This window comes from Lachnospiraceae bacterium KGMB03038, from assembly GCA_007361935.1.
In the GTDB taxonomy this organism is placed as follows: Bacteria; Bacillota; Clostridia; order Lachnospirales; family Lachnospiraceae; genus Massilistercora.
Genome location: CP041667.1, coordinates 300,400 through 325,563, shown reverse-complemented (window position 1 = coordinate 325,563; position 25,164 = coordinate 300,400). Strand labels below are relative to the sequence as shown.

Genomic DNA, 25,164 nt, shown 5'->3' with positions numbered 1-25,164 from the left:
CTGTTCTCCCCCTTACTCATGGACGCTGGCCGGATCTAAAATCCTTCTCACCCGCTCCCCCAGCATGGCAAACATAATTACTACCAGCACCAGAGCTCCTCCGGGAAATAGGGCCAGCCACCATCTGCCTGTGGTCAGATACTGCATACTCTCCGACAAGATCACTCCGATCGCCGGCTGTTCCGATGACAGACCAAACCCCAGAAATGTTACACTCGCCTCATGCAGGATCGCATGCGGAAACAAAAGGACCGTCCCCGTCAGAAATTGGGGGAACAAGTGAGGGAACAGATGCCTCACAGCTATCTGCAGCCGGGAGGCGCCCAGCTTTTCTGCCGCCAGGATATAAGGCGCGCCCCGAAGCTGCAGCACTTCTCCCCGGATCAGTCTGGAAAGGGAGGGCCAGTGCGTCAGCGCCACCCCGGCTGTCACTCCGAAAAATCCCCGGCCGCAGGCTATGGAAACCAGCATGACCAGCAGGATATGCGGAATTCCCATTACCAGGTCGATACACCAGGAAATGCAGGCATCCGCCTTCCGGCCAAGAAGGGCCGCCCCCGTTCCGATCACCACCGCCAGGACCGCGCTTATTCCGGCAGTCAAAAGCCCGATCCGTATACTTAAGGAAAGTCCGGCCAGCGTCCTGGCCAGCATATCCCGGCCCATCCAGTCTGTGCCAAACAAATGATCCAGGGATGGCATTTGATTTTTCTCCGCAAAATTCGTTTCCACAGCCCCCTCGGTAAGCATTATCCCGGAAATGACTACCGCTGCCAGCACGCACACTGCCGCCGCCAGAAACCAGATCGCTTTTTTTCTTTGATTTCCCTGCCGTTCCATCATGTTCTCGCAGCCCCCCTTCGAATCCTGGGGTCCACGATTCCATAAAGCAGATCCGCGATCAGATTTCCGCCAAAAACAATGGCTGCTGTGATCACTGTAATTCCCAGGAGCAGAGGAAGATCACTTCCAAGGCCCGCAGCCACCGCGGCCTGTCCAAGCCCCGGATAAGAAAATACCTGTTCCGCCAGGACTGATCCCCCAATAATCTCACTAAGGGAGGCAAATTGGAGCGTCATTGCCGGAAGCAGCACATTCCGCAGACCATGCCGGACGACCACTGACCTGTAAGCTTCTCCTCTTGCGCGGGCAAAAAGCACATAGTCTGATTCCAATACATCCGCCATCTTTTCTCTGGTATGGAGCGCAATATTGGCTGCCCCTGTAACACTCAAGGTCAAGGCCGGAAGAACTGCGTGCCGGATCCTTTCAGCCGCCGTCACCGCGGACGCTTCCACTCCAGCCGGTACCGCAAACCCAATGGGGAACCACCCCAGCCAGACCGCGAAAACCAGAAGCAAAAGGATCGCCAGCCAGAAAGAAGGGGTACTGGAAATGACCAGGCAGTATCCCCGGACCAGCTTATCCGGCAGACGGCCACGGAACGCTCCTGCCAGCGCTCCCAGGAACACTCCAAGAACACCTGAGATCATCCAGGAGAGCAACAGCAGCCAGAAAGAACTGGAAAGTCTCTGTCCCACTACCTCCAGCACCGGCTGCCGATATAAGAGAGAAGTTCCAAAGTCTCCCCGCAGGACATCTGTCAGCCACCCAAGATACCGCTCCAGCGGAGGCGTGTCCATTCCCCAGTAAGACTGGAGCGCTTCCACCTGCTCCTGGCTCATAGTTCCAAGCGCCACCTGTCCCACATTGGTCTGAAGAGGGTCCAGCGGAGAAGCGCACATGAGCAAAAATGTCACAATACTCACTCCCAGAAGCAGCAAGCCCATCCGTATCAATTTTTTCCCCGCGAATCCAAAACGATGCTTCACCGCCGCTCCTCCTTTACTCTTCTTGTATCCAGCTCCACTGGTCCACATTATTGACGATGGACCATCCGTGCCCATGAGGATGGATTTTCTGCTCTGCCACCTTTAAGCCATCCCGCACCCAATATAAGTGATCGATATTTACCAGCCACACCCAGGGAATATCTCCCTCCTGGGTCACTCCGGCCGTTCCGTCCCACTGGGCCTTCTGCCAAAGCTTGTAGGACTCTTCCAGATCGGCGCTTGCCAGCGCCTGATCCATATATCCATCCACCGTCTCATTGGAATAGGGCGAATACTGGGCCTGATCCGTCCCGTCCACCGCATTGCCGTCTATGGTATGGTAAATGTTGTAAAGTTCCATAGGAGTATGGGCTCCCCATCCCCACAAAAGGGGTTGGGACTGCGCTCTGTCATAAGCCGTATCCCAGCCTACGCCTTCCGTGGTGCAGGCAATCCCCAATTCTTCCATCTGATCCGCGAAATCCTCTGCCAGGGCCTGGCGCACAGAATCCCCATTTGAATAAAGAAGGTTCAGTTCCGCCTTAACGCCGTCCTTTTCCCGGATTCCATCGTCTCCCAGGATCCATCCCGCCTCATCCAGAAGCTTTGCCGCCCCCTCCGGGTCATACGCCACTTCCGATGCTTCATTGTACCAGGGAAGCTGGTCGCAGACACTATAGGCCGGTGTGCCGTATCCATTTAATACATGATCGATCATTTCCTGCCGGTCTACGCCTATATTGATCGCCCTGCGCACCAAGACGTCTGAAGTGAAGTCGTTCCCTACCGTCTTCCCTTCCCCATCTTTTCCTTCCGGAATCGCAGGTAAATTAAATCCCCTGTTGTCCACGCTGTCATAAGAGGCAAGGGTATACCCCTCTATTTCTTCTTCTGAGTACGTCGCCGACGTATAAGCCAAGTCTACCTGTCCAGACTGTGCCGCAAGGAAAGCCGCATCTTCCTCCATAAACAGGATCGTTACCTGCTTCATCTTTGGTTCCTCGCCGTAGTAATCCGGATTCGCCTCCAAGATCACCTGCTGTCCCTTGTCCCATTGTTTTAAAATATAACGTCCAGATCCAATAGGATTCGTCCCATAGGTCTTACTGTCATAGGCGTGCTCCGGCACGATCCCTACCACCGCCATTGTATAAGGCCAGATAGAAAATGGGCGCGTCATATGGAAAACCACCGTCGTATCATCCAGCGCTTCCGCGTGATCCAGCATTGTAAAATCATTGACAGAACTGGACTCTTTCACAGTATTGTAAGTAAACGCCACATCTTCTGCCGTCAAAGGTTCTCCATCCGTAAATGTCACATCATCCCGGATCACCACATGCCAGGTCAGTCCGTCTTCGCTGACACTGTAGTCTTCCGCCAGATCATAGCCGATGGTCAGATCTGCGTTTGTCACCGTCAGCGTACTCTGGATCAGCGGTTCATGGACGTGTTCTCCGGCTCCCCACCCATAGGAAGGATCAAAACCGGCCTCTGGTTCCGAATTAGGATCCATCGCGATCACCACGGAATCCTCAGATCTGCTCTCCGCAGAAGCTGCCCCTCCTGCCGGCTGGCAGCCGGCAGGCAGAGTCAGAACCAACACAGCCGCGCATACCGCCGCAATCCAGCGCCTCATCTATCTTTCCTCCTGTTTTGCATACGCTTTTACAGCTTCTTCCCATACCCGCTGATAGGGGATCTGGTTCTCTCTTGCAAGCCTTGCCACATCCTCATATTCCGGTTTCACATGGACAGCGCCATATCCGGCGGCTTTCTTGATCTTTACAGTTCCCCATCTGGTCTTTGCCTCTTCTATCTCCGGCGCCAGGTAATACTTCCCGCACCTGCGCGCCCGCAGGCCATTGGTCGTCGTCTCCGCCAGGATATACCGGGCCATCTCTTCTTCCTGCTCCGGCCGGCACAGCACCGTCAGCACATGGCCCGGTCTTCCTTTCTTCATAGTCCCCGGAACCGTATAGACATCCAGCGCGCCTGATTCCAGAATCCTGGTACAAGCAAAACCAAGGGCTTCCGGCGTCATGTCGTCAATATTGCACACCAGCTCTATCATCTCTGCCCGCTCTCCAGGCAGCCTTCCTTTTCCTTCCGTTTTAGAAGTATCTTCCGCCGCGGCCGCTTCTCCCAGAAATGCCCGCACACAGTTGGCCTGGCCAAACTCTTTGGTTCCGATCCCGATCCCCACGCCTTGGCACTCCATCAGCGGCATAGGACCAAAAGAATCCGCGAAACAGCGAAGCAGCGCCGCTCCCGTCGGAGTACAGAGTTCTCCTTTGACTTCTCCGCCATAGCTTGGGATTCCCTGAAGAAGATTTGCCGTAGCCGGGGCCGGCACCGGCATAATACCGTGGGCACAGTGTACCGTTCCGCTCCCCACATGGACGGGAGAAACGATGATCCGCTCCGGTTTCAGAAGATACAGGGCATAACAGACTCCCGTCACGTCCGCCACTGCATCCAGGGCTCCAACCTCATGGAAATGAACGTCTCCCACCGGACAGCCGTGAGCCTTTGCCTCCGCATGGGCAATCGCATCATAGACGTCTTTTGCCTGGTTCTTTACCTCTTCCGGAAGATTCAGGCCTTCGATCAAGGTCCCAATATATCCCGGAGCTGCATGGTGATGGTGGTGTCCATGCTCATGGGTATGTCCGTGCTCATGGGTGTGTCCATGCATGTGTTCATGTTCATGTGCATGGCTGTGTGTATGGCCCTCCTCTTCCCCATGTATGGCAACCTTCATATGTGTCCCGGCAATTCCGCAGGTCTTTCCCGGTACCGCTTCCAGACGGACGCCCGGCAGTCCCAGGCTGTTCATTTGATCCAGGAATCCCCGCCGGTCTTCCAAAAGTTCATAAAGCGCCGCCATCAGCATATCTCCCGCCGCTCCCATATTACATTCGATATACAATGTCTTCATCTTTTATTCCTCCTTGATCCCTTCCATCTGATTGATCCTGCTGGCCAGATAACCCGCTCCAAATCCATTGTCAATATTCACTACACTGCAGCCGGAAGCGCAGGAGTTGAGCATAGACAAAAGGGCGGACAGACCTCCGAAGCTGGCTCCGTACCCCACACTTGTGGGTACCGCGATCACCGGACAGTCTACCAGGCCTCCCACCACGGAAGCAAGGGCGCCTTCCATTCCCGCCACTGCTACCACACACCGGGCCTGCATGAGTACATCCAGGTTCGCCAGCAGTCGGTGAAGGCCCGCTACCCCTACATCGTACAGCCTGGTCACATGATTTCCCATGGCTTCTGCCGTTAAAGCCGCCTCTTCCGCCACCGCCATATCACTGGTCCCCCCAGTAGCCACCACGATATTTCCCCGTTTTATCCTCTCTTTAGGAAACGCAATCCCGAGTCTGGCAGCTTCGTGGTATTCGACCGGAACTGACTGCGCCAGATATTCTGCCGTTTCCCGGCTGATCCGGGTCACCAGGATATTCCGGCAGCCCTTTTCTCCCATGGTCCTGGTGATCCCCAGGACCTGCTCTTTCGTCTTGCCTTCTCCGTAGATCACTTCTGCCGCTCCCTGCCGGACGCTGCGGTGGAGATCGATCTTCGCGTAGTCCAGATCCTCAAAAGGGGCCTCCTTTAGGTCCAGCAGCGCCTGTTCCGGCGTTACAGATTTATCCGCCACCTTGCGGAGCAGCTCCAAAATATCACGTTTATTATCCATACTCTTTTCCTCCCATCTCCATCTTATCTGGATTCCTGCCTGGATCTTAGGTCCAGCAGGACTTCTGGAAACCATTGCTCCAATGCCTCTGTCACCCTTTTCCGTTTCTCCATCAATATCGGAAGCTCTCCTTCCGTCACTTGGATTTTGGCCGCTCCATGGAACAGCCGCACCCGGAAATCCGCAAATCCCATTTGCGCCAGGGCCTGCTCGGCCCGCTCCACTTTAGCAAGGTCTCCGGGGATGATCCTGTTCCCGGTCTGGATCCGGGTCGCTAGGCAGGCATAGGCAGGCTTATTCCAAGTAAACAATCCCGCCTCTTGCGAAAGCCTGCGCACCTCTCCTTTTGTAATCCCACATTCCCGCAGAGGCGAGCGGACTCCCAGTTCCCGCAGAGCTCTCATGCCCGGTCTGTCCCCGGCATCATCGGAGGCGTTGGTCCCGTCCAGGATCAGGGAATATCCTTCTCCCTCCACCGCCTGCCTAAGTGCTGTAAATAGCGCTTTCTTACAGTGATAACAGCGATCCGGCCCATTTCTTCCCACCTCATGGACTGCCAGGATATCTACATCCACCACCGTCATTGGAATGTCCAGTTCTTTCGCGATCCTCTTGGCATCCTCCAGTTCAAAATCCGGCTGGAACACCGTCTTTATGTAATACGCCCGGATCTTACAGCCGGATTTCTTGGCTGCGTACAGCAGAAACGCCGAATCTGCTCCTCCAGAAAAAGCCACTGCCGCCTTGGGGATTTCTTGAAAAAATTCTTCTAGTGTCATCTGCCCCTCCTTCATTTTTCCAAAAAAGAAGATACCTGTTTCCTTCTGAAAACAGATACCTTCCTGATATCTCTATTTTACCTCACATTTTTATTATACGCCTATACTGCTTTTGTCCGCGGCTTCTGCCGCCTCTCTCCTGCTTCCTGCCGGAGAATCTACGTTTTATATATTACCACACCGTCTCCGCGGACACAAGACTATTTACTTACATTTGTATCTGCGCTGTCCGGCGCGATCTGTTCCAACGCATACAGGGCCGCTCCCGTCGCGCCCACAATCTCCGGCTCTTCACAGATATACAGCTTTGCTCCCAGCTTCTGTTCCACGGCCCGAACCACTCCTGGATTCTTGGCCACACCGCCTGTCATCATAAAGTCCGGCTCCAGCCCTACCCGGCGCAAAAGACCGTATGCCTTGTTGGCGATGGCGCCGCAGACACCGTTTGCGATATCATTCTTTTCTTTATTATTGGCGATCAAAGAGATCACTTCTGATTCAGCGAAAACAGAACACATACTGGTGATCTCGATATTTTCCGTGGAAGTCAGGGCAATGGCTCCCAGTTCGTCCAGACTGATCTCCAGGGTCCTTGCGATCATTTCCAGAAAACGCCCGGTTCCCGCCGCACATTTATCATTCATGACAAAGTCTTTGACTTCCCCCTGCTCGCTTAAACGGATCGCTTTACTGTCCTGCCCGCCAATGTCCAGGATCGTCCGGATCTTCGGGTTAAAATAGTGGGCTCCTTTTCCATGACAGCTGATCTCCGTCACATTCTCGTCCGCAAAGGGGATGCTGACCCGCCCGTATCCGGTAGATACGATCCAGGCAATATCTTCCCTGGACAGCCCTGCTTTCTCAAGTACATCCTTCAAGACTCTGTCTGCGCTCTCTCCAGATTTGGCGCCGGTACGCACCACAGAAAATGCTTTGATCGTTCTGTCCTGATCCATGATCACCGCATTGGTGGATGTAGATCCGCTGTCAATTCCAAGTACATACATACTGCTATTTCCCTCCATTTTTTTCACCGGTTTCCGTACTTCCCTGCGAAGGGACTCCAAAAACGCTTCGATCCGTGTCAGGATCTGCCCGTAACTCTGCTTTGTATAATCGGTTTCCAGAAGCAGGAGCGGCCGTCCCATCCAGCTTTTCAGCCAGGCATATTCATAAGCATAGTTGTCGCAGAACTGTACCGTATGGTAGATAATGCCGTCCACACTATCCCCATAGCGCCGGATCAGCTCGTCTCGGTTTGCCGCCTGTTCCATCCGCATACAAGGGAACTGGCTAAGAAGCCCTCTTGCGTACTCTCCCAGCGGCTCCGCCTCACTATAGAGGATCTTTCTTCCAAGTCCGGTACAGGTCAGATCAAAAGCCACGTTGGCGCCTTTTTCCTCCAGGATCTTCTTGATACTGTCATTGGCTCTGGCCCCAAGGATTCCAATATTCAGCTTCCGGTCTTTGATGCCAACCTGCTGCTGTTCCTCTTTGTCCCGCAGATATTCAAGGAATACCGCCTCGTCAAATTTCTTTCCTGAAAATGTCTCATAAGCCTGGATCATAGCCCGGATCCTCTGTTCATACAGGATGATCCCGGCTTCCTTTACCAGCCTGGGCGTATCCAGCATATAGATAAATTTCTGGGGGAACTCTTCTTTCAACACATCATACAGCCGCCGGATACTGTCACAGCAGGTAGTAAGGATGATCCCTTCATAGTCCTTCTCCATGACTTCTTCCAGCACCCCCTTAGCAAAACTGCAGATATTGGGATGCATCTTGATCTCCGCCTGGTTAAAATTGGTCACATCCGGCTCGATCCGTTCCATCTTAACGCCCATGGACTCAAACACCTCAATGGGGGCGTATTTGCAAATATATCCTATCATATCGCTTCCTCTTCCTTTTCTTCGGCATCCAGCATTTCCAGAAACGCTTCCAGCCTGGTCTTGATCTGCCCGTCATGGCTGTTGCGCTTGTCAATTCCGTCTCCATCTAAGATCAACATGGGGATTCCTTTCTTCTGCATTTCTTCTTTCAGCAGGACGCTTCCTCCAGAAGACTGTTTACATCCCCAATGGCAGAACTGGATCACCGCATCCGGCTCCAGAGTGTCTGTCAGATTTCCCACCATCTGGGCTTTGTGGGAATAGGACCCGTTGTACATATTCCGTATGATCTTCTTTGCCAGGGCGTGAAACGGTCTGTCCGAATCCAGATCTTCCACCGAGTCGATAATAATATCGCTGGCTATGATCTGGTATTTCTGGTTGGTGTTAAAACACTGCTGCAGGCTTTCCTGGTAGAATGGGAGCAAATGTACCCACAGTATCTTTTTTCCCTCAAATTTGGGATAAGTCTTAATATCTTCGATCATAAAACGGATCAGATCCAGGAACTCCTGTGTCCCAATCAACAGATGCATTCCCATCATCATATACAGATGGCTGATCAGCTCTCCCGGATAATAGTATTCGCTCTGCAGCCGGAAGAAACGCAGCAGCTCCCTGCGGGTCTCATTCTCAATCTCTATCGCTTCTCTTAGTTTCTCTTCCTCAAACTTCTTTCCAAACCGGTTCTCCAATTCATGGGTAAATTCCTGAAGCTGCCCTGCCAGATAGTCCACAGAAGCCTCATCGTCTCCGTAAGGCACGTCCAGGAACGTAAACGGTACTCCCCGCTTTTTCTCCAGATACCGGAAGGTATTTAAGTTCCCGTCGCAGGAAAGAGAAGTGGTGACCGCATACTCCGGCACCGGAACCGCATCGCTGTCAATGGCTCCCACAAATGTCTTATGATAAGAGCAAAGCGTGGGAGCGATCCCTGTATTCTGAGCATAATCAATGAAGTAATCTTCCAGATGGTAGCCGCTCAAATAACAGGCCAGACACTCGATGGACAATGTGCTGAGTCCAAAACACTGGATGATCTCACAGGGTGAGAAAATATTTCCCCATACATAGCTTTCCGGACGGCTTAAGGCATCGGCTACGAAAGCCATCATCATTGCTTCCAGTTTTTGATAGCCCTTTGCCAGATTCTTTTTGGGCAGAATCTTTGTCCGCAGCTTATTTGCCTGGAATCCCAGCAGTATTTTACCCCAGCTCTGCTTGGGATTCTCTATCGTCTGTTCCTTGACATGCTCAATATATTTGTCTACAACCCACATGCTGTCTCCTCCATCTCACGCAATCCAAAAGGAAGTGACCGATCCGCTTTTGGATCTGATCCCTTCCTTTGTATCATTCTTATATAAAAAATCTAATCTTCTATCCAATCCACTGGGCAAGCAGCCCTGCCGCTTCCTGGACCATTTTCGCCATCGGCATATCTGAAATTCCAACTACAATATTATCACACTGCCCCACTGGAAGCAAGATTCTTTTTGCCTGGCTCTGGCCCACCGCCAGCGCCATGGCCGGTGTAATCTCTCCCATCATGGCATCTGCGATCACGATCCCCACAGGTCCCAGGATCACATCTGCTCTGCGGCACGCTACCCGCACCGCGTTTTCCCCTGTGGCCGCCTGATCTGCCCCTGCCCGGAGCATAGCATTGGTAGCGGCGCTGTTGGCGCCTGCCGCCAATACTTCCACCTCCGGGAACTTCTCTTTCACTGCCGCCACTATCTGACGGCCAAGTCCCCCTCCCTGGCCATCGATCACCAATACTCTCATCTATCCACCGTTCCTCCTATTCTATCTTTCGCCAGCAGAATCTCCTGATCCGTGACCCCAGTGTATTTCTTAATATCATCGGAAGAAAGGCCATTTTGCAGCATTGTCTTGATCACTGTAAGGATTCCTTCCCTTCTTCCTTCTTGAATTCCTTCCTGGATTCCTTTCTCTGTCCCCTCTTTTACTCCATCCGCATACAATTCTTCTAATGCCTGGCACATATTGATCTCTCCCTCCATTTTAGAATCACCGATCTCTTTTAACATCCTCTCGGAATGAAGAAACGCCCGCAGCACCTGATAGGTTTCCCCGTCTACATGTTCAAAATATTCTCTATTTCTATTCATGTATCCTAACAATTCTTCCTTCTTACTTCTGTATTTTAACATGCCCAATACTTGTTGTAAATCCGTATGAAACCGTTCCGTTTCCTGTATACTTCCTGCATCCACGAGATTGATCCGATAGTTAGGGATATAGGCTTTTGCCTGCCATTCTTCTCCTGACAAATGTTCCATTTCAAACATATCGTAAAGCTCTGTCGGCCCGTCCCATTTCTCCAAATCATAATAGAACACCAGTGTGATCACCGGATAAATCTTATCTCCTTTTCCAAACCGGGACAGAAACTCTTCACCGGCCGTCCGGCTTTTTATCCCGCCCGCCTTCCTCTCTGCCGCATGCCGGCTCCACAGGGTCTGCATTTGATCTGTATAGGAAAGACTGTCATAAAGCATGTTTCGTACCGGCATTGCGTAATGGACCTTGCTCTGGGATTCACAGGCCAGTACCGCCAGATCCACACCTTTCTTCCATCTCTTTACGACATCCCGGTACCGCTGTACGCTTTTTCTCTTTCCGGCCTTGTCCGGTACCAGGATATCCGTCTCTCGGTCCAGATCCTCCAAGTATTCCGGATGGACCACCTGCCTGCCCCCAAATACTGTGCCGTTGAATAAGTCCGCAAATCTTTCGTGGTCTTTGAGCCATCGATTAACCGCCACATTTTCTTTCCCCATGTGTCTCCTCCTTTTTCTGTTATTCCTTTCATGAAACTGGGTCATCTCCGGCTGAAACCGCCGTGAAACGCTTGAGATACACCGCCTTGCAGGACAGTGCCTGGTCTGGACATTAGAACTTTGAGAGTCTTTTGATCGTCCAGGATTTTGATGTGATATTATTGTATCAAAATCCTTATAAATAAGCAATAGAACTTTTAGATTCAGTTCTAACTTGACAACAACTTGAATATACACTATATTAGTAATTACTTAATTACTTAAATATCATTTTGGGGGAGGATTCACATGAATAGATCACCTCGTATTGCTCAGATAGGAAAAGAGTGCGTTGCCTGCGGCACCTGCCTGCGCGTCTGCCCCAAAGAGGCAATCCAGATCAAATGGGGCATTACCGCCCATGTTGACACTAAGAAATGTGTCGGATGCGGCAAATGCGCGAACATATGTCCCGCAGCGATCATCGGCATCGTGGAAAGGAGTGCAGCGCAATGAAGAATGTAAAGAAAAAGAAATGGTCGGATTATCTTTGGATCGCCGAGTTGTGTTACCTATGTTTAGGTCTTTTTAATATCCTGTTCGCGTGGCTTGGGATGCTGTTTTTCTGCCTCCCTCTTTTCATTGCCATATTCGGCGGCAGCAAGGCCTACTGCAACCACTACTGTGGGCGCGGCCAGCTTCTTGGCCTGCTGGGAGAAAAGCTGAAATTGTCCAGGAATTCCCCGCCGCCCGCGTTTTTACGCAGCCCATGGTTCCGTTATGGATTTTTGACCTTCTTTATGGTAATGTTTGTTCTCATGCTGCGAAGCACCTATCAGGTATTTACCGGCGCGCCGCTTTCGCAGACCGTCACATTATTGTGGGTATTCAAACTTCCATGGCAATGGGCAGATGTAAGCTTTGCCGCGCCATGGGTCGGCCAGTTCGCTTTTGGTTTCTTCGGCGTCATGCTCACCTCTACCATTTTAGGGTTTGTGACAATGGTATTGTTCCGCCCCCGGTCATGGTGCGTGTATTGTCCAATGGGAACCATGACGCAAGGGATTTGTAGATTAAAGAATGGAAGGAAGGCAAAAGAAGATGGAAGAACGTGCAAAGAAAATTGCAAAACTGCTGAAGCTATTGGCAAATGAACACCGCCTGCTAATCTTATGCGCCCTGCTCAAAGGGCGGCTCACTGTAGGCGAGATCCATCAGTACACGCCGAACATTACTGCCTCAGCTCTGTCTCAGCACCTCAATCAAATGAAGATGGCCGGTATCCTTTCTTCAGAAAAACAGGGAATGAACGTGTTCTACTGGATCGAGGACAAACGGGTGATCACTCTGATCGAAGCTATCAAAACAGAATATTGCCAAGAAGGAGAAGCGTAAAAACACGCTCCTCCTTGGTTTCTCATCCTATCCTAACAGCTTTGCGATCGCCGGAACAATTTCTTTGATCTGTGTCTGGGTCGTATTAATACACAGGTCAAAATTCAGCTTGTCTCCCCACTTATTGCCAGTATAGAATTCATAGTATTTCGCCCGTTTCTTATCGATCCCCTGGATCTTCTGTTTCAATTCCCTATCCGTTAATTTTTCATCCTCCGGTCCTTTGGCCCGGCAGCGTTTCATCTTGCTCTCCATATCGGCGTAGACAAACAGACGGAACGGATTCTGTTCTCTCAGGACATAATCCGCGCAGCGTCCCACGATCACACAGTCAGATTTTGCCGCCATTTCTTCGATCACCTTGGCCTGCTCCTGGTAGACCGCCATATTTTGCTCGAACACCGGGTCTATCGCCGGATAGAAGCTTCTTCCGATATGGATCGGGAAGGAGATCACCGGACGGTGCTCTTCGATAGTCTGCACATATTCTTTAGACAGCGAGGTCCTTTTTACAATCTCGCTTATGATCTCCTGATCATAGTAAGCGATCCCCAGTGTTTCTGACAATCTCCGTCCAAGCTCTCTGCCGCCGCTTCCAAATTCTCTGCCGACTGTAATAATCTTATTCATACCGCACAACTCCTTCCTGTCAGCTATTTTAGCTGTTTTGTATATTTTATCATATTTCGCGCCATATATACAGCCACGATCAGCTCTGTAACCGGCATAGCGAACCAGATCGCGTCCGCCCCTGCTGCCGCAGGAAGCAGGTAGATCAGGATTCCGCTGACCGCCAGACCTCTTGCCACCGATACAACAAACGCCGCCTTGGGCTTCATCAGGGCCTGGAAATAATACGTAGAGAAAATGTTAAATGGGAGCAGCAAAAAGGAGATTCCATAACACCGGAAAATGGCAGGAGCAATTTCCAATACCTCAGCGGTGGGCGTCATAAATACCTGGATAAATGTATTCGGGATTCCCAAGCTAAGGCCGGTCCACAACACCGCGAAGAATCCCGCCGTGCCGAGGGCGTATTTCAAAATCTCTCGGATCCGGTCACCTTTCCCCGCTCCAAAATTAGTGGAAATGATCGGCTGGGACGCCTGCCCCACACTGTAAGCGCAGCACTGGGCAAAGGTACTGATATTTACGATCACACCGTAAACGGCCAACGCGCTTGTTCCCAGATATTCCACGATCTGACGGTTAAAGAGGATCGTAAGGATACCCATGGCCACGTCAATGAAAAATGTAGAGAAACCGGTCACCGTGATCTCTTTTAACTTGCTTCCCAATCCCTCCGGCTTTATAAGACGGAGGGTATTTCCTTTCCGGAAGAAATGGGACAGCATGACCAGGAACGTAATCCCGGAACCGATGGCCGTAGCCAGTCCCGCCCCAAAAGCTCCCATCTCACAGGCAAATACGAAAAAGTAATCGCCAAATACATTAAATATCCCGCCGGCCAATACCGCGCCGGTGGCAAGCGCCGGATTCTTATCATTTCTCAGATAAGCCGCCAGCATCTGATTAAACAAGAACAGCGGGACCGCAAATTTGATCGGCCGCACATATTCTCTCGCCAGTGTCAGTGTATTATCCTGTGCTCCAAATATCAGCAGGAGCTGACGGTCAAAGAAAACTACGATCAGCCATATGATCACGGCTAAGATCACAGATCCGATCACGGATGCGGTGAAATATTCATTGGATCTGGTCTCCCCTTCCTTTTCTTTCCCCCGGATGGTACTGAAGATCACGGACCCGCCAATCCCCATCAGAAGTCCAAAGCTATAGATGATATTCCACACTGGAGCCACAACCGCAAGAGCCGCCGATCCCTCCGGGCCATGATACTGTCCCACCATCGCCATATCCACGATCGAGTAGATCGAAGTGATCAGCGTACTTCCAAATGCCGCCGCCAGATATTTAAAATAAATGTTCTTGATCTTACCGTTCAGAAAGTCCATTTTCTCATCCTCCTTCTCAAAAACAGCCCGGAGAGCCTTCCAGCAAAGTCAAATTCCCGCAATAAACTAAAGAAATAAAAAAGCCGGATAAGAAACGGACATCTCAGTCCGTGCCTTATCCAGCCTATCATTTCCATTGAATGATCTGCCCTCCGAGCAAGCACTCTCTATTATAATATATCTGCTTTTAATGTCAACACTTTTATGATACGAAAGTCTGATCCCTTTTCTAATACAGCCGCGCCGCTTCTTTTGACAGATAGAAATGGATTCCTTTTGTCTTCTCATTCCACCGGTCTTCATCGAATTCCGGCACCTTCAGCCATTGCCCAGCCTGATATACAAATCCTTTGTCCCGGCCTGACCACGCCTTCTCAAGAGGCTGTCCGGCTTCGTCCGTGATCTCAAGGACCTTCGCTCTATCTGCCCTGCAGCGATAGGAAGTCGCGGAATTCCTTCTTGCGTCCGCGGGAATATACAGTTTGATCAATGCGTATCTTCCTTTCTCCGCCGCCGCTTTCTTATATCCGATAAACCCGCCTTCCTCTGGACAGACTTGAAAATAGAACATGGTATATTCATTTACTTCTACGTCTTTTAGCACCGCCTGTTTCAAATTAGCCCGGAACAGATTGGCATTTTTAAGATTCGCCTCTGTTAGATCAGCCCCTTCTAATTCAGAATAGCCCAGGTCAGAATATCTGAAATTACAGCCTCGCAGGCAGCTTCCTTTGAAATTGGAATGATAGAGATTCGCCCCCTTCAAATCCAGCCCGGACAGATCCAGGCCGGCAAAACTTGGGGAATTCCCTTTCGCCTCATTTTTCAGCCATTCTTCATGCTGCCTGATCCGCTCATTTAACTCCCTCTGTGTGATCATCGCCATAAAACGCTGCCCTTTCATAAATACTATCACTTATTATAGCACACACAGACCGTCCGTCAAACACTGGCAGGGGTCATACTTTTTATGCGCAGGTCTGATCCGAAGATTCAAATTGCGAGTTATATAGATCCGCATAGAATCCATTCTTGGCAAGGAGCTCTTCATGGGTTCCCTGTTCCGCGATATCTCCTTCCCGCATGACCAGGATCAGGTCCGCATCCCGGATCGTTGACAGACGGTGGGCGATAATGAAACTAGTCCTTCCTTCCATCAGATGATCCATGGCTTTTTGGATCAGCACCTCCGTCCGGGTATCCACAGAACTTGTAGCTTCATCCAGAATCAAGATCTTAGGGTCCGCAAGGATCGCTCTCGCAATGGTAAGAAGCTGTTTCTGTCCCTGAGAAACGTTGCTTGCTTCCTCATTTAATTCCATTCCATAACCGCCTGGAAGGGTCTGCACAAACCGGTGGACATGGGCCGCCTTGGCTGCCTGGATCACTTCTTCATCGGAAGCTTCCAGCTTCCCATATCGGATATTTTCCATGATGCTTCCATGGAAGAGCCAGGTATCCTGCAACACCATACCAAACATTTTCCGAAGCTCTCCCCGGTCAAAATCCCGGATATCATGGCCGTCAACCTTGATGGCACCGCTGTTCACATCATAAAACCGCATCAGCAGCTTGATCATGGTCGTCTTACCAGCTCCGGTCGGTCCTACGATGGCAATCTTCTGCCCTGCTTTTACGGCTGCTGAGAAGTCCTTGATGATCGTCTTATCCGGATGGTATCCAAAGTGTACGTGCTCAAACTCCACATTTCCCTGGATTCCTTCCACGGACACCGGATCCGAGACTGTTTGGGATTCTTCTTCCTCCTCCAGGAATTCAAATACTCTTTCAGAAGCCGCCGCCGTAGACTGGAGCATGTTCGCCACCTGGGCAACCTGCTGGATGGGCTGTGTAAAGTTCCTTACATACTGGATAAAGGACTGGATATCTCCTACCTGGATCACTTCCTGGATCGCCAGATAGCCGCCCAAGATCGCTACCGCTACATATCCCAGATTGCCAACAAACTGCATGACCGGCATCATCATGCCTGAAAAAAACTGAGATTTCCAGGCGGAATTATATAAGTGTTCATTAGTCTCGTTAAATTCACGGATCACATCCTGTTCTTTATTAAAAGCTTTGATGATATTGTGCCCGCTGTAAACCTCCTCCACTTGGCCATTTACATTTCCCAGATATTTCTGCTGTCCCCGGAAATACTTCTGGGAATGTTTCATAACAAAGGACAGCAGTCCTATGGACAGCGGAAGGATCAACAGCGCCACCAGCGTCATCAAAGGGCTGATAGACAGCATCATTATCAGAACTCCTATGATCGTGGTCGCTGATGTGATAAGCTGGGTCGCGCTCTGATTCAGGCTTTGTCCCAAAGTGTCTACATCATTGGTCACCCTCGACAGAATTTCCCCCACAGGTTTCGTATCAAAATAACCCATAGGCATCCGATGGATCTTCTCTGAGATTTCTTTTCGCAGCCGGTAGGTGGTCTTCTGAGAGATTCCCGTCATAAGCAGCCCTTGAATAAAAGAACAGCATGCGCTCAGAAGATAAAGCCCCAGCGTCAGCAAAAGGATCTGTCCGATCTTGGTAAAATCCATCCCGCTTCCCCCGGATACTTTGCTTACCAGACCGTTAAAAATCTCTGTCGTCGCTTTTCCCAGGATCCTTGGCCCTATAATATTAAAAACGGTTCCTCCGACAGCGAAAATCGCTACCAGGATCATCTGGGCCTTAAACATATTCATATAATGAAACAGTTTCTTTAACGTGCCTTTGAAATCTTTCGCCTTCTCGTCAGGCAGTCTACGTCCGTGCATAGCCATAGCCGTCATCCTCCTTCCGATTGTTTTCCCCTGTCAGTTCTTCCTCTGACAGCTGGGAGGCAGCAATCTGCCGGTACACCTCGCAAGTTTCCAAGAGTTCCTTATGAGTACCTCTCCCTGCAATCCTGCCTTCATCCAGGACCAGGATCTGTTCCGCGTGCAGGATCGTACTGATCCGCTGCGCTACGATCAAGACGGTGCTGTCCTTCGTCTTTTCCTTCAGCGCCCTGCGCAGCGCCAGGTCCGTCTTGAAATCCAACGCGGAGAAACTATCGTCAAAGATAAAGACTTCCGGATGTTTGGCCACCGCTCTGGCAATCGACAGCCTTTGCTTCTGCCCTCCCGACACATTGGCGCCTCCTTGAGAGATGTAGCTTTTGTACCGGGTTGACTTCTCCTCGATAAATTCCTCGGCCTGGGCGATCCTTGCCGCTTCCGTCATCTCTTCCTCTGTTCCATCCGGATTGCCGAACATGATATTAGACGCAATATTCCCGGAGAACAGGATTCCCTTCTGAGGCACATAGCCAAGTCTTTCCCTTAGATCGTGCTGGGAAACTTCCCGGATATCCACCCCGTCTAATGTGATCGCTCCTTCGGTCACATCGTAAAATCTGGGAATAAGATTGACCAGCGTTGACTTTCCGCTTCCCGTACTTCCAATGACCGCCGTCGTCTCGCCGGGGCGGGCAGTGAAAGTAATATCATGGAGCACCTCTTCCTCCGCTCCCGGATACTGGAAGGATACATGGTCAAAGCGCAGGACCCCTTTTTGCCGCGGATCAAATCTCTTCCCCTGCTCCGGATCCCGTATCACTGTCTGACTGCTCAGAACCTCCTCTACCCGATCTGCGGCTACCGCCGCGCGGGGAAGCATGATCGACATCATACACAACATCAGGAATCCCATGATGATCTGCATCGTATACTGGATAAAGGCCATCATATCGCCCACCTGCATCTGCCCCTGATCAATGCCATGGGCACCGTTCCACATGATCAAAACAGATACTCCATTCATGATGAGCATCATGACCGGCATCATAAAAGTCATGGCCCGGTTGACAAACAGATTGGTTCTGGTCAGCTCTCTGTTTGCCTGGTCAAAACGTTCTTCTTCATGCTTCTGCGTACTGAAAGCCCGGATCACCGGCAGCCCTGTCAGGGTTTCCCGCATAACAAGATTTACCTTATCCACCAGAGTCTGCAGGATTCTGAACTTTGGCATTGCCACAAGGAAAAGCGCAAGGACTACCAAAGCGATCAGCACTACTGCCAGTCCTATGATCCAGGACATGGATACATTGGTCTGAAACACCTGGAAGATCCCTCCGATCGCCAGGATCGGCGCATACAGCACGATCCTCAGCAGCATTACGGTAAGCAGCTGGATCTGCTGGATATCATTGGTGCTTCTGGTGATCAACGAAGCGGTAGAAAAATGATCAAATTCATTGTTGGAAAATCCAACCACTTTCTGAAAGACCCTGCCGCGAAGATCCCGTCCCGTGGACGCCCCCACGCGGGAGGCCAAAAACCCTGCCAAGATACTGGCCGCCATTCCAAGAAACGCAAGGGCCGCCATCTTTCCTCCTGTTGCGATGAGATACCGGATCTGTATCTGATCCAGATCCATGCCCAATGCCTCGTAGGTGGTCCTGACCGCGCTGACCGCCGCCTGCTCCAGGATGCTGTCCGGCATATCACTCAACTGCTCTTTCGCCTCTTCTGCCAGGGTCTCCCGGCTCTCCTGAGGGAGCAGGCCTATCATATCGAACACCGTCATATCCTCCGACAATGCCTGAGAAGGCAGCGCCGCTGTCATCTGCTCCTTCAGCCCGGAGGTCATTTCGCTGTCAGAGGCAAGGCCTGTGCTTAAGACCATTGGAACTTCCAGGATATCTTTTAACTCTTCCATCTCATCTTTCTGCTCACGGACATCCTCTTTCAGGACATAGGCGGGAATATCATAGGAGTTTTCATCCTCCGCGTAACTGTCCAGGATTTTTTCCTTTTCTTCCTGCTGCACAAATAACAAAAGATGTTCCATCTCTTCTTCCGGAACCGCTTCCGGAACTGTCTCCTCAATCCCGCCCTGCTGGATTCCCACATTCACAATATCTGACATGTACGCCGACAGGGAAAGATCACAGTATGCCTGAACAAATAGGATCAAAATGATCGCCAGCATACTTTTCCACTGTACCGCCGCGTATTTGAACAAATTCTTCATACTTCTGTCTTTCCTTTCTGATGTCTTTATACTTCTCTTTCCAAGTTCTCATTGATCCGCAGCAAAAACTTTCGGAACTGCTGGATTTCTTCTTCGCTCATCTCATAAAAGATCAGTTTCCTCATCTGTTCGGCCACCTGTTTCACCGACTGGATACAGGATTCTCCTTTCTCCGTCAGTGAGAGCCTTAAGACACGCTGGTCCTTTTCATCCGCTTTACGCCGGATATATCCGCCTTTTTCCATCTTCTGGATCGCAGAAGTGATCGATGGCGGAGTCATGTTCAGACTTTCCGCCAGTTCTTTCTGTGACATAGCACAGCTTTGATGCAGGGTAAAAAGAATTCCCGCCTGACTGGCGTTTAAGTCAAATTCCTGATACATTCCTTTCGCCCGATTTATGACCCGGTGCATCACAATTCCCATTAGTCCCAATTCCGGCACCTTATCTAAGTTACATCCCATTTTGCTTTCCTCCTGCATGAATAGATCAACAAAAATTAGTTAGTTTGTTAACTAATCGATATCTTAGTATGCTCAAGGAGAGAAGTCAATTAAAATTTTATAAAAATCGAAAAAGAAAGCGCAGAAAACACTCTGCACTCTCCAGTGATCTTACTTATTAGTTGAACCAAAATCCTTTGTAATCATACTTAAACACCCGGCACCACCAAGTGTCCCCTGTTCCTACCAGCGTCTGGATCTCATCAAAGTTCTGGTCAAACTCCACCGCTGTAAAGGCGCTTCCGCTGTCCACCAGAAGATTTCCTCCCATCTGCTGAACAGAACTTACATACCCTGAATACGTGACCGGAATCCGTTCTTCCAGCGCGAATGTTCCCGCCTCTTCATCCACCAGGTATTTGTCATAATAAGAGATCACCCCATCGGTACCGCTGTAAGTACCGTTATAGCCTTCGTCCTCAGAATAGTCATAATCTCTGGTACTGCTGACGGTATTATTGTTATTGTAAAAATACAGATAATATTGCCCCTCTTTTAGTTCCTCAGACTCTTCATACTCTACACAATGCTGTCCCGCGTTTAAGGAAAACTCCCCTTCTTGTTCCAGTACCAGGTCATCATATCCGCTTTCTTCCCAGAACTGGCTGGAGCCGATCAGATAGCTGACCTCCGGTTCTGTGTAGATATCTTCAATCTTGATGATCGTAGACGTCTCTCTGGAACTGATTATGATACTATCGTCATCTATCAGCCGGATCGAGTTGATATGGATCCAGTCAAAAGGCTCCTCGTCTCCATCCTCCATATCCAAAGTATTCAGATAATCACCAAACGGATCCGCCAGATCAATGATTTCCGTCACTTCCCCGCTTTCCATGTCTACGCTCAAGATCCTGTCTTCCTCCGTATCTTTTCCTTCCTCTGTCGCAAGTACAAGGAAATCCTCCCGGGAACCAAAAATATAATCGTGATGAAGCTGGTAATCTCCCAGCGTATAAATCTCTGTGATCCGTCCCAGCCGATCCATCGCCACAAGTTCATTGGCTGAAGCGCTGAAATAAATCTCATCATCTCCAAATAAAATATTGCAGGCCCGATAGCTTTTGATCGGAATTTCTGTCCGAAGTGTCCCGTAGTTGTCATACAGCAGGATAAAATCCGTCTCTTCATTATCTTCATCTGTCCGATTCCCGAGCATCGTATAAAGCCCGTCTGAAAGCTCTTTGCCGCTCTCCCCTTCTTTTACCTCAAGCTGGGTATTCTCCTCGCTTCCCGCAAGGGATGGCGCATCATATTCCAGTTCCAGAGTCCCCGCCGTCTCTCCCTCTTCATCCTGAAGTGTTAAAGTGATCGTATTGACGGTATCTGGAATCATGCCGATCAAAAGATATTCATGCTCTGTAGTATAATCTCCATATAATTCTTCGCCAAACGGCTCATATCCATCCGCCGAGACGGTATAGGAAGCCTTTGCGGCCGTATCTGAGGTAAAGAACACATACAGTCCTGTTGTATTGGTCCCATAGGGATCCGCGATCACCAGAGGATCTTCCAGTGTGTAGCTGTTCTCCTCTTTCAGCGCCTCGATCTGCTTTTCAATATCTTCCTGATATTCCAGCGTATAAATGGCTGATATGTCCGTTTCCATATCCAGCGCGGTCAGATAATCATTGGTACCTTCCTGCCCATCTTCTTCCGCTCCCGCGCATCCCTGAAGGGACACCGCCAAAACAAACAACATAACTCCCAGTACCAAATAACCAATTATTTTTTTCTTTCCCAAAAGCAACACCTCCATACCGCAATTTTGCGGTATGGAGGTGAACTTTCTGTGAAAATCTCCAGAAATATTTCTGAAAACTGTGTGAAGAGCGCCTTATTTCACCTGAGTCCTCCGGTATACTACGTACAGAAACGGGAAGATGGCTGCCGCCAGGATCAGATACATAGGGATGAGCACATCTACCTGCCGCAGTACCTTGCCGCCAATCTCATATAACTCAAAGTCCCGCAGGTTGGCGCAGATCTGCAGGAGCTGGTCCGGGAACAGACGCAGCGGCTTTGAGAACATATCTACCCGGCCAAGGAACGGGGTTACGCAGGTCAGGGCAAATGGGATGGTAATGGCAAAAACGGTGGAATGGGTCCCGGCCGATGCCAGCATAGACAGGATCAGAATGAACAATGCCCCAATATAGCCTCCCGCGGCGCTTAGCAGATAATCCTGGAAGTAGGTAATATTATAGATACTATACCAGTTCCAGATCTGGACCGGGCAGTCACCCCCGCCCGCTCCCAGGGCCGCCAGCACCACTCCCGCGAAAAGCAGGATCACGCCCCAGTAGATCACTGTGATGATCAAAAGTCCCGCTCCCATTTTCGCCAGGATAGCCCTCCCTCTTCCCGTTCTGGAGGAGAAGAAGATGGCATCCGCTTTCCAGGCAAATTCATCCGAGAAGATACCGGATACCAGAAATCCCAGGATCAATACCAGGATCATCGTAAGCGTGATAAAATACGCGGAATCCATCAAAGCCATCCAGCCATCGGCATACTCATAGTGTACCGGCGTCTTAAATTCTTCATACTTCTGCAGGAGATAGTCTTTCTCATTCTCGGTAAAGTCCACCTGGCCGCTGTCCAGATAATCCTTCAGCGACTGGATCCGCTGCTCGTAGAGCCCCGCCGCCTCATCTTCCGACAGGGCGTCCGCCGTATAATAGTCATATTGTTTGATCCCGCTGAAAGACATACTCAGCATCTCCCGGATATCCTCGAACCCCTGCTTCTTGGAATAAGCTTTGTTCTGTTCCGTGATATCCTCCGACAGCGCTTCATCGGAAGCATTGATCGCGGCGTTCTCCCGAACCGCTTCCCGGATCACCTCTTCCGTCACATCTCCTGCCCACTGATTCTTCATTTCTCTCAAATTCCGGGCAGCCGATATTCCGGTCACCGTATTTCCATCCTGATCCGTGTAGTCCACATAGCGGATCGTAAGGACGCAGGCGATCACAAACACTGCCGCCAGGATCAGAAGAGCCGCTTTATTCAGGGGTTTCGTCAGTACCTTTTTCACTTCAAATAACAGCATCGCTTTCACCCGCCTTTTCTCCAAAATAGTAAAGGAACACATCCTCCAGGGCCGCCTCTTCCGGAACCGCATCCGGAAGCGGACGCTCTTTGGAAATGATCCGCAGTTCCGCTCCATGAGGTTCCGATTTCATATTAGAAACCTTGTATTTCTTCAGCAGAGCCGGAACCATCGGCTTTTCCGCAAAGCATTTCCAGACGGTTTCTTCCATAGAGTCGATCAGCTCTTCCGCCGTCCCCTTCAACATCAGACTTCCTTCCTTCATCAGCCAGATTTCATTGGCAATATATTCCACATCCGACACAATATGGGTGGATAACAGGACCAGCCGGTCCTCAGATAATTCGCTGATCAGATTACGGAACCGGATCCTTTCATTGGGATCCAGTCCGGCTGTAGGCTCATCCAGCACCAGGATCCTGGGATCATTCAGCATGGCTTGAGCAATTCCGGCCCTCCGCTTCATTCCCCCGGACAGCTTCTTCATCTTCCGGCCAGCCACTTTCGAAAGTCCTACCTTTCCCAGCAGTTCCTTTACTCTTTTCTTCGCCACCGCCAGCCGGATTCCTTTCAGGGCCGCAATGTAAAGCAGATAGTCCTTCACGGTAAACTCTGGATAGAACCCAAATTCCTGAGGCAGATACCCCAGCAGCTTCCGGTAATCCGCTCCCATTTTAAAAATATCTTTTCCATCGCAGGTGATGCTGCCTTCCGTTGGCTGCAGCAGGGTACACAGCATCCGCATAAGCGTTGTCTTTCCGGCGCCGTTCAGACCCAGAAGACCATAGACGCCTCCCGTCATGGTCAGATCCATATGGTCTACCGCCGTAACATCACCAAATTTTTTTGTAAGATCAGTCGTCTTTATTTCCACTTCGATCTACCTCCCAGATTCGATTGCACCGGCATAGGAGCCGGCAGACAGTAACTGCCAAGAACACCACCGCGATTCCAAACAGGATCACCCAGACCGGAATCGTGACCGCCCCGTAGAGCCTTTCGTCCAGCAGCACAAACCACCAGATCAAGCTCCATACCATACAAAGGCCAGCCGCCGCCGCTTCCGGAAGCCTCCTGCTTCCGCATAAAATCCCGAAACAGATACAGGCTGTGACCACCATAGGAAACAGAAACTGGATCAAAAGCGTAGACAGCGATATCCTCAGCGATACCGATGCTCCGGCGCAAAACACCGTGATCATCAAAATATCCGTGATTCCAAACAATAAGATCCGAGCCGCGTAGACCTGACGCAGAGAGTAATAGGAGGCCGCCTCGATCTCCAGGCACTGACAGCTCTGATTCTTCCAAAACTCCGGTATAATAAGGATCACAAAGAGAGTTCCCGCCACTCCCATACTCCGATAAGCATAGATCTGATCATCCGCGATCGGCAGAAACGCCCACAGCGCGATCAAGACCAAAAGCTGCAGCAGCCACCACCTTTTTCTGACCAGCTTTAGCTGCAGATACAAAAAAGAATGATATGCCAGCATCCGATCTGCTTCCGCGGCCAGGAAACTCTCCCGGGATGCCTGGATCGTTTTTAGGATCTGCTCTTCTTTTGGTTCCATCTTCCTTTCTTCTTTATAGCTTTGTATCCGTTCTTCCAGATTCATGGCCTTCCTCCTCCTTTCCGATCAACTCCCGCAGCTTAAGTTTCGCCTGTCCCAGACGGTATTTAACCAGTGGAATCCCAAGATCCAGCTCTGCCGCTATTTCCCGGATCTTTTTCTCCTGAAAATAATAGCGGTCAATCACTTCCTGAAGTTCCTGGGGCAGGTTAGCGATCGCCCATTCCAGCAGCACCTTATCTACAATCCCAGATTCCTGGACAGCCTCCGGATCTGGTTCTCCCAGAAGCAATTCTTCTCCCGCCAGGATTTCTTTTGTCTTTTGATACCAATTCTTGCAAAGATTTCCAGCGATGGTGTACAAATAGTTTTTCGTTTTTCCTCTGTGACGATACTCCGATAATCTTGCGAAGAAACGGACAAATGTCTCCTGGGCCAGGTCTAAAGCATACTCTTCATCCCGGCAGTGATAAGAGCAATATTTCAAGATGTCGCCATAATATTTATGAACAAATCTATCAAAGGCCTCATCGTCACCCTGCTTCATTTTCCTGATCAAAAGAAAATCCGCGTCCACAAGATCCTCCTTTCTCGTCTGAAAGTTCAAAACGTTTTGTGCTTTCTATCTGGTATAACCATCT

Annotated in this window: 24 protein-coding genes; 3 read left to right on the top strand and 21 right to left on the bottom strand. The window is 50.4% G+C overall.

The features are described 5' to 3' along the window. Nucleotides 1–12: 12 nt before the first annotated feature. The 10 genes from FND36_01585 to FND36_01540 all read right to left on the bottom strand — a co-directional run bounded on the left by FND36_01585 (nucleotide 13) and on the right by FND36_01540 (nucleotide 11,067). Nucleotides 13–840 carry an ABC transporter permease gene (locus FND36_01585; GenBank protein QDW75508.1) on the bottom strand — a complete coding sequence of 276 codons (828 nt, stop codon included), beginning with the start codon at nucleotides 838–840 and terminating at the stop codon, nucleotides 13–15. Then, nucleotides 840–1,880, bottom strand: a complete 1,041-nt coding sequence (locus FND36_01580; GenBank protein QDW72840.1) for an ABC transporter permease — start codon at nucleotides 1,878–1,880, stop codon at nucleotides 840–842. Before FND36_01580 ends, FND36_01585 begins: the two co-directional genes overlap by 1 nt. Then, entirely contained in the window at nucleotides 1,846–3,471 is a 1,626-nt protein-coding gene (locus tag FND36_01575; protein QDW72839.1) for an ABC transporter substrate-binding protein, read from the bottom strand. The genes FND36_01580 and FND36_01575 overlap by 35 nt, the downstream gene beginning before the upstream one ends. Continuing rightward, nucleotides 3,472–4,773, bottom strand: coding sequence for a nickel pincer cofactor biosynthesis protein LarC (gene larC / locus FND36_01570; GenBank protein QDW72838.1), 1,302 nt, complete (start codon nucleotides 4,771–4,773; stop codon nucleotides 3,472–3,474). A 3-nt stretch (nucleotides 4,774–4,776) separates the two neighbouring features. Next, nucleotides 4,777–5,541 carry a nickel pincer cofactor biosynthesis protein LarB gene (gene larB, locus FND36_01565; GenBank protein QDW72837.1) on the bottom strand — a complete coding sequence of 255 codons (765 nt, stop codon included), beginning with the start codon at nucleotides 5,539–5,541 and terminating at the stop codon, nucleotides 4,777–4,779. Between the two features lie 23 nt (nucleotides 5,542–5,564). After that, complete coding sequence (gene larE, locus FND36_01560; protein QDW72836.1) at nucleotides 5,565–6,320, bottom strand: ATP-dependent sacrificial sulfur transferase LarE; 756 nt, start codon at nucleotides 6,318–6,320, stop codon at nucleotides 5,565–5,567. A gap of 200 nt (nucleotides 6,321–6,520) precedes the next feature. Beyond that, nucleotides 6,521–8,215: a 3-hydroxyacyl-ACP dehydratase gene (locus FND36_01555; protein QDW72835.1), complete on the bottom strand. Its 1,695-nt coding sequence runs from the start codon at nucleotides 8,213–8,215 to the stop codon at nucleotides 6,521–6,523. Further along, nucleotides 8,212–9,495, bottom strand: coding sequence for a 2-hydroxyacyl-CoA dehydratase (locus FND36_01550; protein QDW72834.1), 1,284 nt, complete (start codon nucleotides 9,493–9,495; stop codon nucleotides 8,212–8,214). Before FND36_01550 ends, FND36_01555 begins: the two co-directional genes overlap by 4 nt. Before the next feature lie 100 nt (nucleotides 9,496–9,595). Then, nucleotides 9,596–10,003 (bottom strand): DUF3842 family protein, encoded by a 408-nt coding sequence (locus FND36_01545; protein ID QDW72833.1) that lies wholly within the window; start codon nucleotides 10,001–10,003, stop codon nucleotides 9,596–9,598. Beyond that, nucleotides 10,000–11,067, bottom strand: coding sequence for a transposase (locus tag FND36_01540; GenBank protein ID QDW72832.1), 1,068 nt, complete (start codon nucleotides 11,065–11,067; stop codon nucleotides 10,000–10,002). Before FND36_01540 ends, FND36_01545 begins: the two co-directional genes overlap by 4 nt. A gap of 243 nt (nucleotides 11,068–11,310) precedes the next feature. On the opposite strand from FND36_01540, the gene FND36_01535 reads away from it, so the two are divergent. From FND36_01535 to FND36_01525, 3 genes are read left to right on the top strand one after another with little or no spacing between them, the layout of a single operon-like run. Beyond that, nucleotides 11,311–11,517, top strand: a complete 207-nt coding sequence (locus tag FND36_01535; protein QDW72831.1) for a 4Fe-4S dicluster domain-containing protein — start codon at nucleotides 11,311–11,313, stop codon at nucleotides 11,515–11,517. Then, a complete protein-coding gene (locus FND36_01530; protein QDW72830.1) occupies nucleotides 11,514–12,155 on the top strand; it encodes a 4Fe-4S binding protein in 642 nt (213 codons plus the stop codon). Before FND36_01535 ends, FND36_01530 begins: the two co-directional genes overlap by 4 nt. Beyond that, the gene (locus FND36_01525) at nucleotides 12,103–12,396 is read left to right on the top strand and encodes a helix-turn-helix transcriptional regulator (protein QDW72829.1); all 294 of its coding nucleotides are present in this window, start codon (nucleotides 12,103–12,105) and stop codon (nucleotides 12,394–12,396) included. Before FND36_01530 ends, FND36_01525 begins: the two co-directional genes overlap by 53 nt. Nucleotides 12,397–12,423: 27 nt before the next feature. Here the strand turns inward: FND36_01525 and FND36_01520 are convergent, their stop codons facing one another. The 11 genes from FND36_01520 to FND36_01470 form a co-directional block, all read right to left on the bottom strand. Next, on the bottom strand, nucleotides 12,424–13,026 hold the full coding sequence (locus tag FND36_01520) for a cytidylate kinase-like family protein (GenBank protein ID QDW72828.1): 603 nt from the start codon (nucleotides 13,024–13,026) through the stop codon (nucleotides 12,424–12,426). A gap of 23 nt (nucleotides 13,027–13,049) precedes the next feature. Next, nucleotides 13,050–14,372, bottom strand: a complete 1,323-nt coding sequence (locus tag FND36_01515) for a multidrug transporter MatE (protein ID QDW72827.1) — start codon at nucleotides 14,370–14,372, stop codon at nucleotides 13,050–13,052. 229 nt (nucleotides 14,373–14,601) lie between these two features. Then, the gene (locus FND36_01510) at nucleotides 14,602–15,276 is read right to left on the bottom strand and encodes a pentapeptide repeat-containing protein (protein QDW72826.1); all 675 of its coding nucleotides are present in this window, start codon (nucleotides 15,274–15,276) and stop codon (nucleotides 14,602–14,604) included. A 64-nt stretch (nucleotides 15,277–15,340) separates the two neighbouring features. After that, nucleotides 15,341–17,167 (bottom strand): ABC transporter ATP-binding protein, encoded by a 1,827-nt coding sequence (locus FND36_01505; GenBank protein QDW72825.1) that lies wholly within the window; start codon nucleotides 17,165–17,167, stop codon nucleotides 15,341–15,343. Next, the gene (locus tag FND36_01500) at nucleotides 17,139–19,391 is read right to left on the bottom strand and encodes an ABC transporter ATP-binding protein (protein ID QDW72824.1); all 2,253 of its coding nucleotides are present in this window, start codon (nucleotides 19,389–19,391) and stop codon (nucleotides 17,139–17,141) included. Before FND36_01500 ends, FND36_01505 begins: the two co-directional genes overlap by 29 nt. Nucleotides 19,392–19,417: 26 nt before the next feature. Beyond that, entirely contained in the window at nucleotides 19,418–19,855 is a 438-nt protein-coding gene (locus tag FND36_01495) for a MarR family transcriptional regulator (protein QDW72823.1), read from the bottom strand. 157 nt (nucleotides 19,856–20,012) lie between these two features. After that, on the bottom strand, nucleotides 20,013–21,653 hold the full coding sequence (locus FND36_01490; GenBank protein ID QDW72822.1) for an aryl-sulfate sulfotransferase: 1,641 nt from the start codon (nucleotides 21,651–21,653) through the stop codon (nucleotides 20,013–20,015). Nucleotides 21,654–21,731: 78 nt separating this feature from the next. Continuing rightward, nucleotides 21,732–22,949, bottom strand: coding sequence for an ABC transporter permease (locus FND36_01485; GenBank protein QDW72821.1), 1,218 nt, complete (start codon nucleotides 22,947–22,949; stop codon nucleotides 21,732–21,734). Further along, complete coding sequence (locus FND36_01480; GenBank protein ID QDW72820.1) at nucleotides 22,936–23,823, bottom strand: ABC transporter ATP-binding protein; 888 nt, start codon at nucleotides 23,821–23,823, stop codon at nucleotides 22,936–22,938. The genes FND36_01485 and FND36_01480 overlap by 14 nt, the downstream gene beginning before the upstream one ends. Further along, nucleotides 23,804–24,568, bottom strand: coding sequence for a hypothetical protein (locus FND36_01475; GenBank protein QDW72819.1), 765 nt, complete (start codon nucleotides 24,566–24,568; stop codon nucleotides 23,804–23,806). Before FND36_01475 ends, FND36_01480 begins: the two co-directional genes overlap by 20 nt. After that, nucleotides 24,537–25,100, bottom strand: coding sequence for an RNA polymerase sigma factor (locus FND36_01470; GenBank protein QDW72818.1), 564 nt, complete (start codon nucleotides 25,098–25,100; stop codon nucleotides 24,537–24,539). Before FND36_01470 ends, FND36_01475 begins: the two co-directional genes overlap by 32 nt. Nucleotides 25,101–25,164 lie beyond the last annotated feature (64 nt).

Bases quoted from the DNA above. Each gene is read 5' to 3' on its own strand.
- FND36_01585 (QDW75508.1), bottom strand. From the start codon at position 840: ATGGAACGGCAGGGAAATCAAAGAAAAAAAGCGATCTGGTTTCTGGCG.
- FND36_01580 (QDW72840.1), bottom strand. From the start codon at position 1,880: ATGTGGACCAGTGGAGCTGGATACAAGAAGAGTAAAGGAGGAGCGGCG.
- FND36_01575 (QDW72839.1), bottom strand. From the start codon at position 3,471: ATGAGGCGCTGGATTGCGGCGGTATGCGCGGCTGTGTTGGTTCTGACT.
- larC (QDW72838.1), bottom strand. From the start codon at position 4,773: ATGAAGACATTGTATATCGAATGTAATATGGGAGCGGCGGGAGATATG.
- larB (QDW72837.1), bottom strand. From the start codon at position 5,541: ATGGATAATAAACGTGATATTTTGGAGCTGCTCCGCAAGGTGGCGGAT.
- larE (QDW72836.1), bottom strand. From the start codon at position 6,320: ATGACACTAGAAGAATTTTTTCAAGAAATCCCCAAGGCGGCAGTGGCT.
- FND36_01555 (QDW72835.1), bottom strand. From the start codon at position 8,215: ATGATAGGATATATTTGCAAATACGCCCCCATTGAGGTGTTTGAGTCC.
- FND36_01550 (QDW72834.1), bottom strand. From the start codon at position 9,495: ATGTGGGTTGTAGACAAATATATTGAGCATGTCAAGGAACAGACGATA.
- FND36_01545 (QDW72833.1), bottom strand. From the start codon at position 10,003: ATGAGAGTATTGGTGATCGATGGCCAGGGAGGGGGACTTGGCCGTCAG.
- FND36_01540 (QDW72832.1), bottom strand. From the start codon at position 11,067: ATGACCCAGTTTCATGAAAGGAATAACAGAAAAAGGAGGAGACACATG.
- FND36_01535 (QDW72831.1), top strand. From the start codon at position 11,311: ATGAATAGATCACCTCGTATTGCTCAGATAGGAAAAGAGTGCGTTGCC.
- FND36_01530 (QDW72830.1), top strand. From the start codon at position 11,514: ATGAAGAATGTAAAGAAAAAGAAATGGTCGGATTATCTTTGGATCGCC.
- FND36_01525 (QDW72829.1), top strand. From the start codon at position 12,103: ATGGAAGAACGTGCAAAGAAAATTGCAAAACTGCTGAAGCTATTGGCA.
- FND36_01520 (QDW72828.1), bottom strand. From the start codon at position 13,026: ATGAATAAGATTATTACAGTCGGCAGAGAATTTGGAAGCGGCGGCAGA.
- FND36_01515 (QDW72827.1), bottom strand. From the start codon at position 14,372: ATGGACTTTCTGAACGGTAAGATCAAGAACATTTATTTTAAATATCTG.
- FND36_01510 (QDW72826.1), bottom strand. From the start codon at position 15,276: ATGAAAGGGCAGCGTTTTATGGCGATGATCACACAGAGGGAGTTAAAT.
- FND36_01505 (QDW72825.1), bottom strand. From the start codon at position 17,167: ATGACGGCTATGGCTATGCACGGACGTAGACTGCCTGACGAGAAGGCG.
- FND36_01500 (QDW72824.1), bottom strand. From the start codon at position 19,391: ATGAAGAATTTGTTCAAATACGCGGCGGTACAGTGGAAAAGTATGCTG.
- FND36_01495 (QDW72823.1), bottom strand. From the start codon at position 19,855: ATGGGATGTAACTTAGATAAGGTGCCGGAATTGGGACTAATGGGAATT.
- FND36_01490 (QDW72822.1), bottom strand. From the start codon at position 21,653: ATGGAGGTGTTGCTTTTGGGAAAGAAAAAAATAATTGGTTATTTGGTA.
- FND36_01485 (QDW72821.1), bottom strand. From the start codon at position 22,949: ATGCTGTTATTTGAAGTGAAAAAGGTACTGACGAAACCCCTGAATAAA.
- FND36_01475 (QDW72819.1), bottom strand. From the start codon at position 24,568: ATGAATCTGGAAGAACGGATACAAAGCTATAAAGAAGAAAGGAAGATG.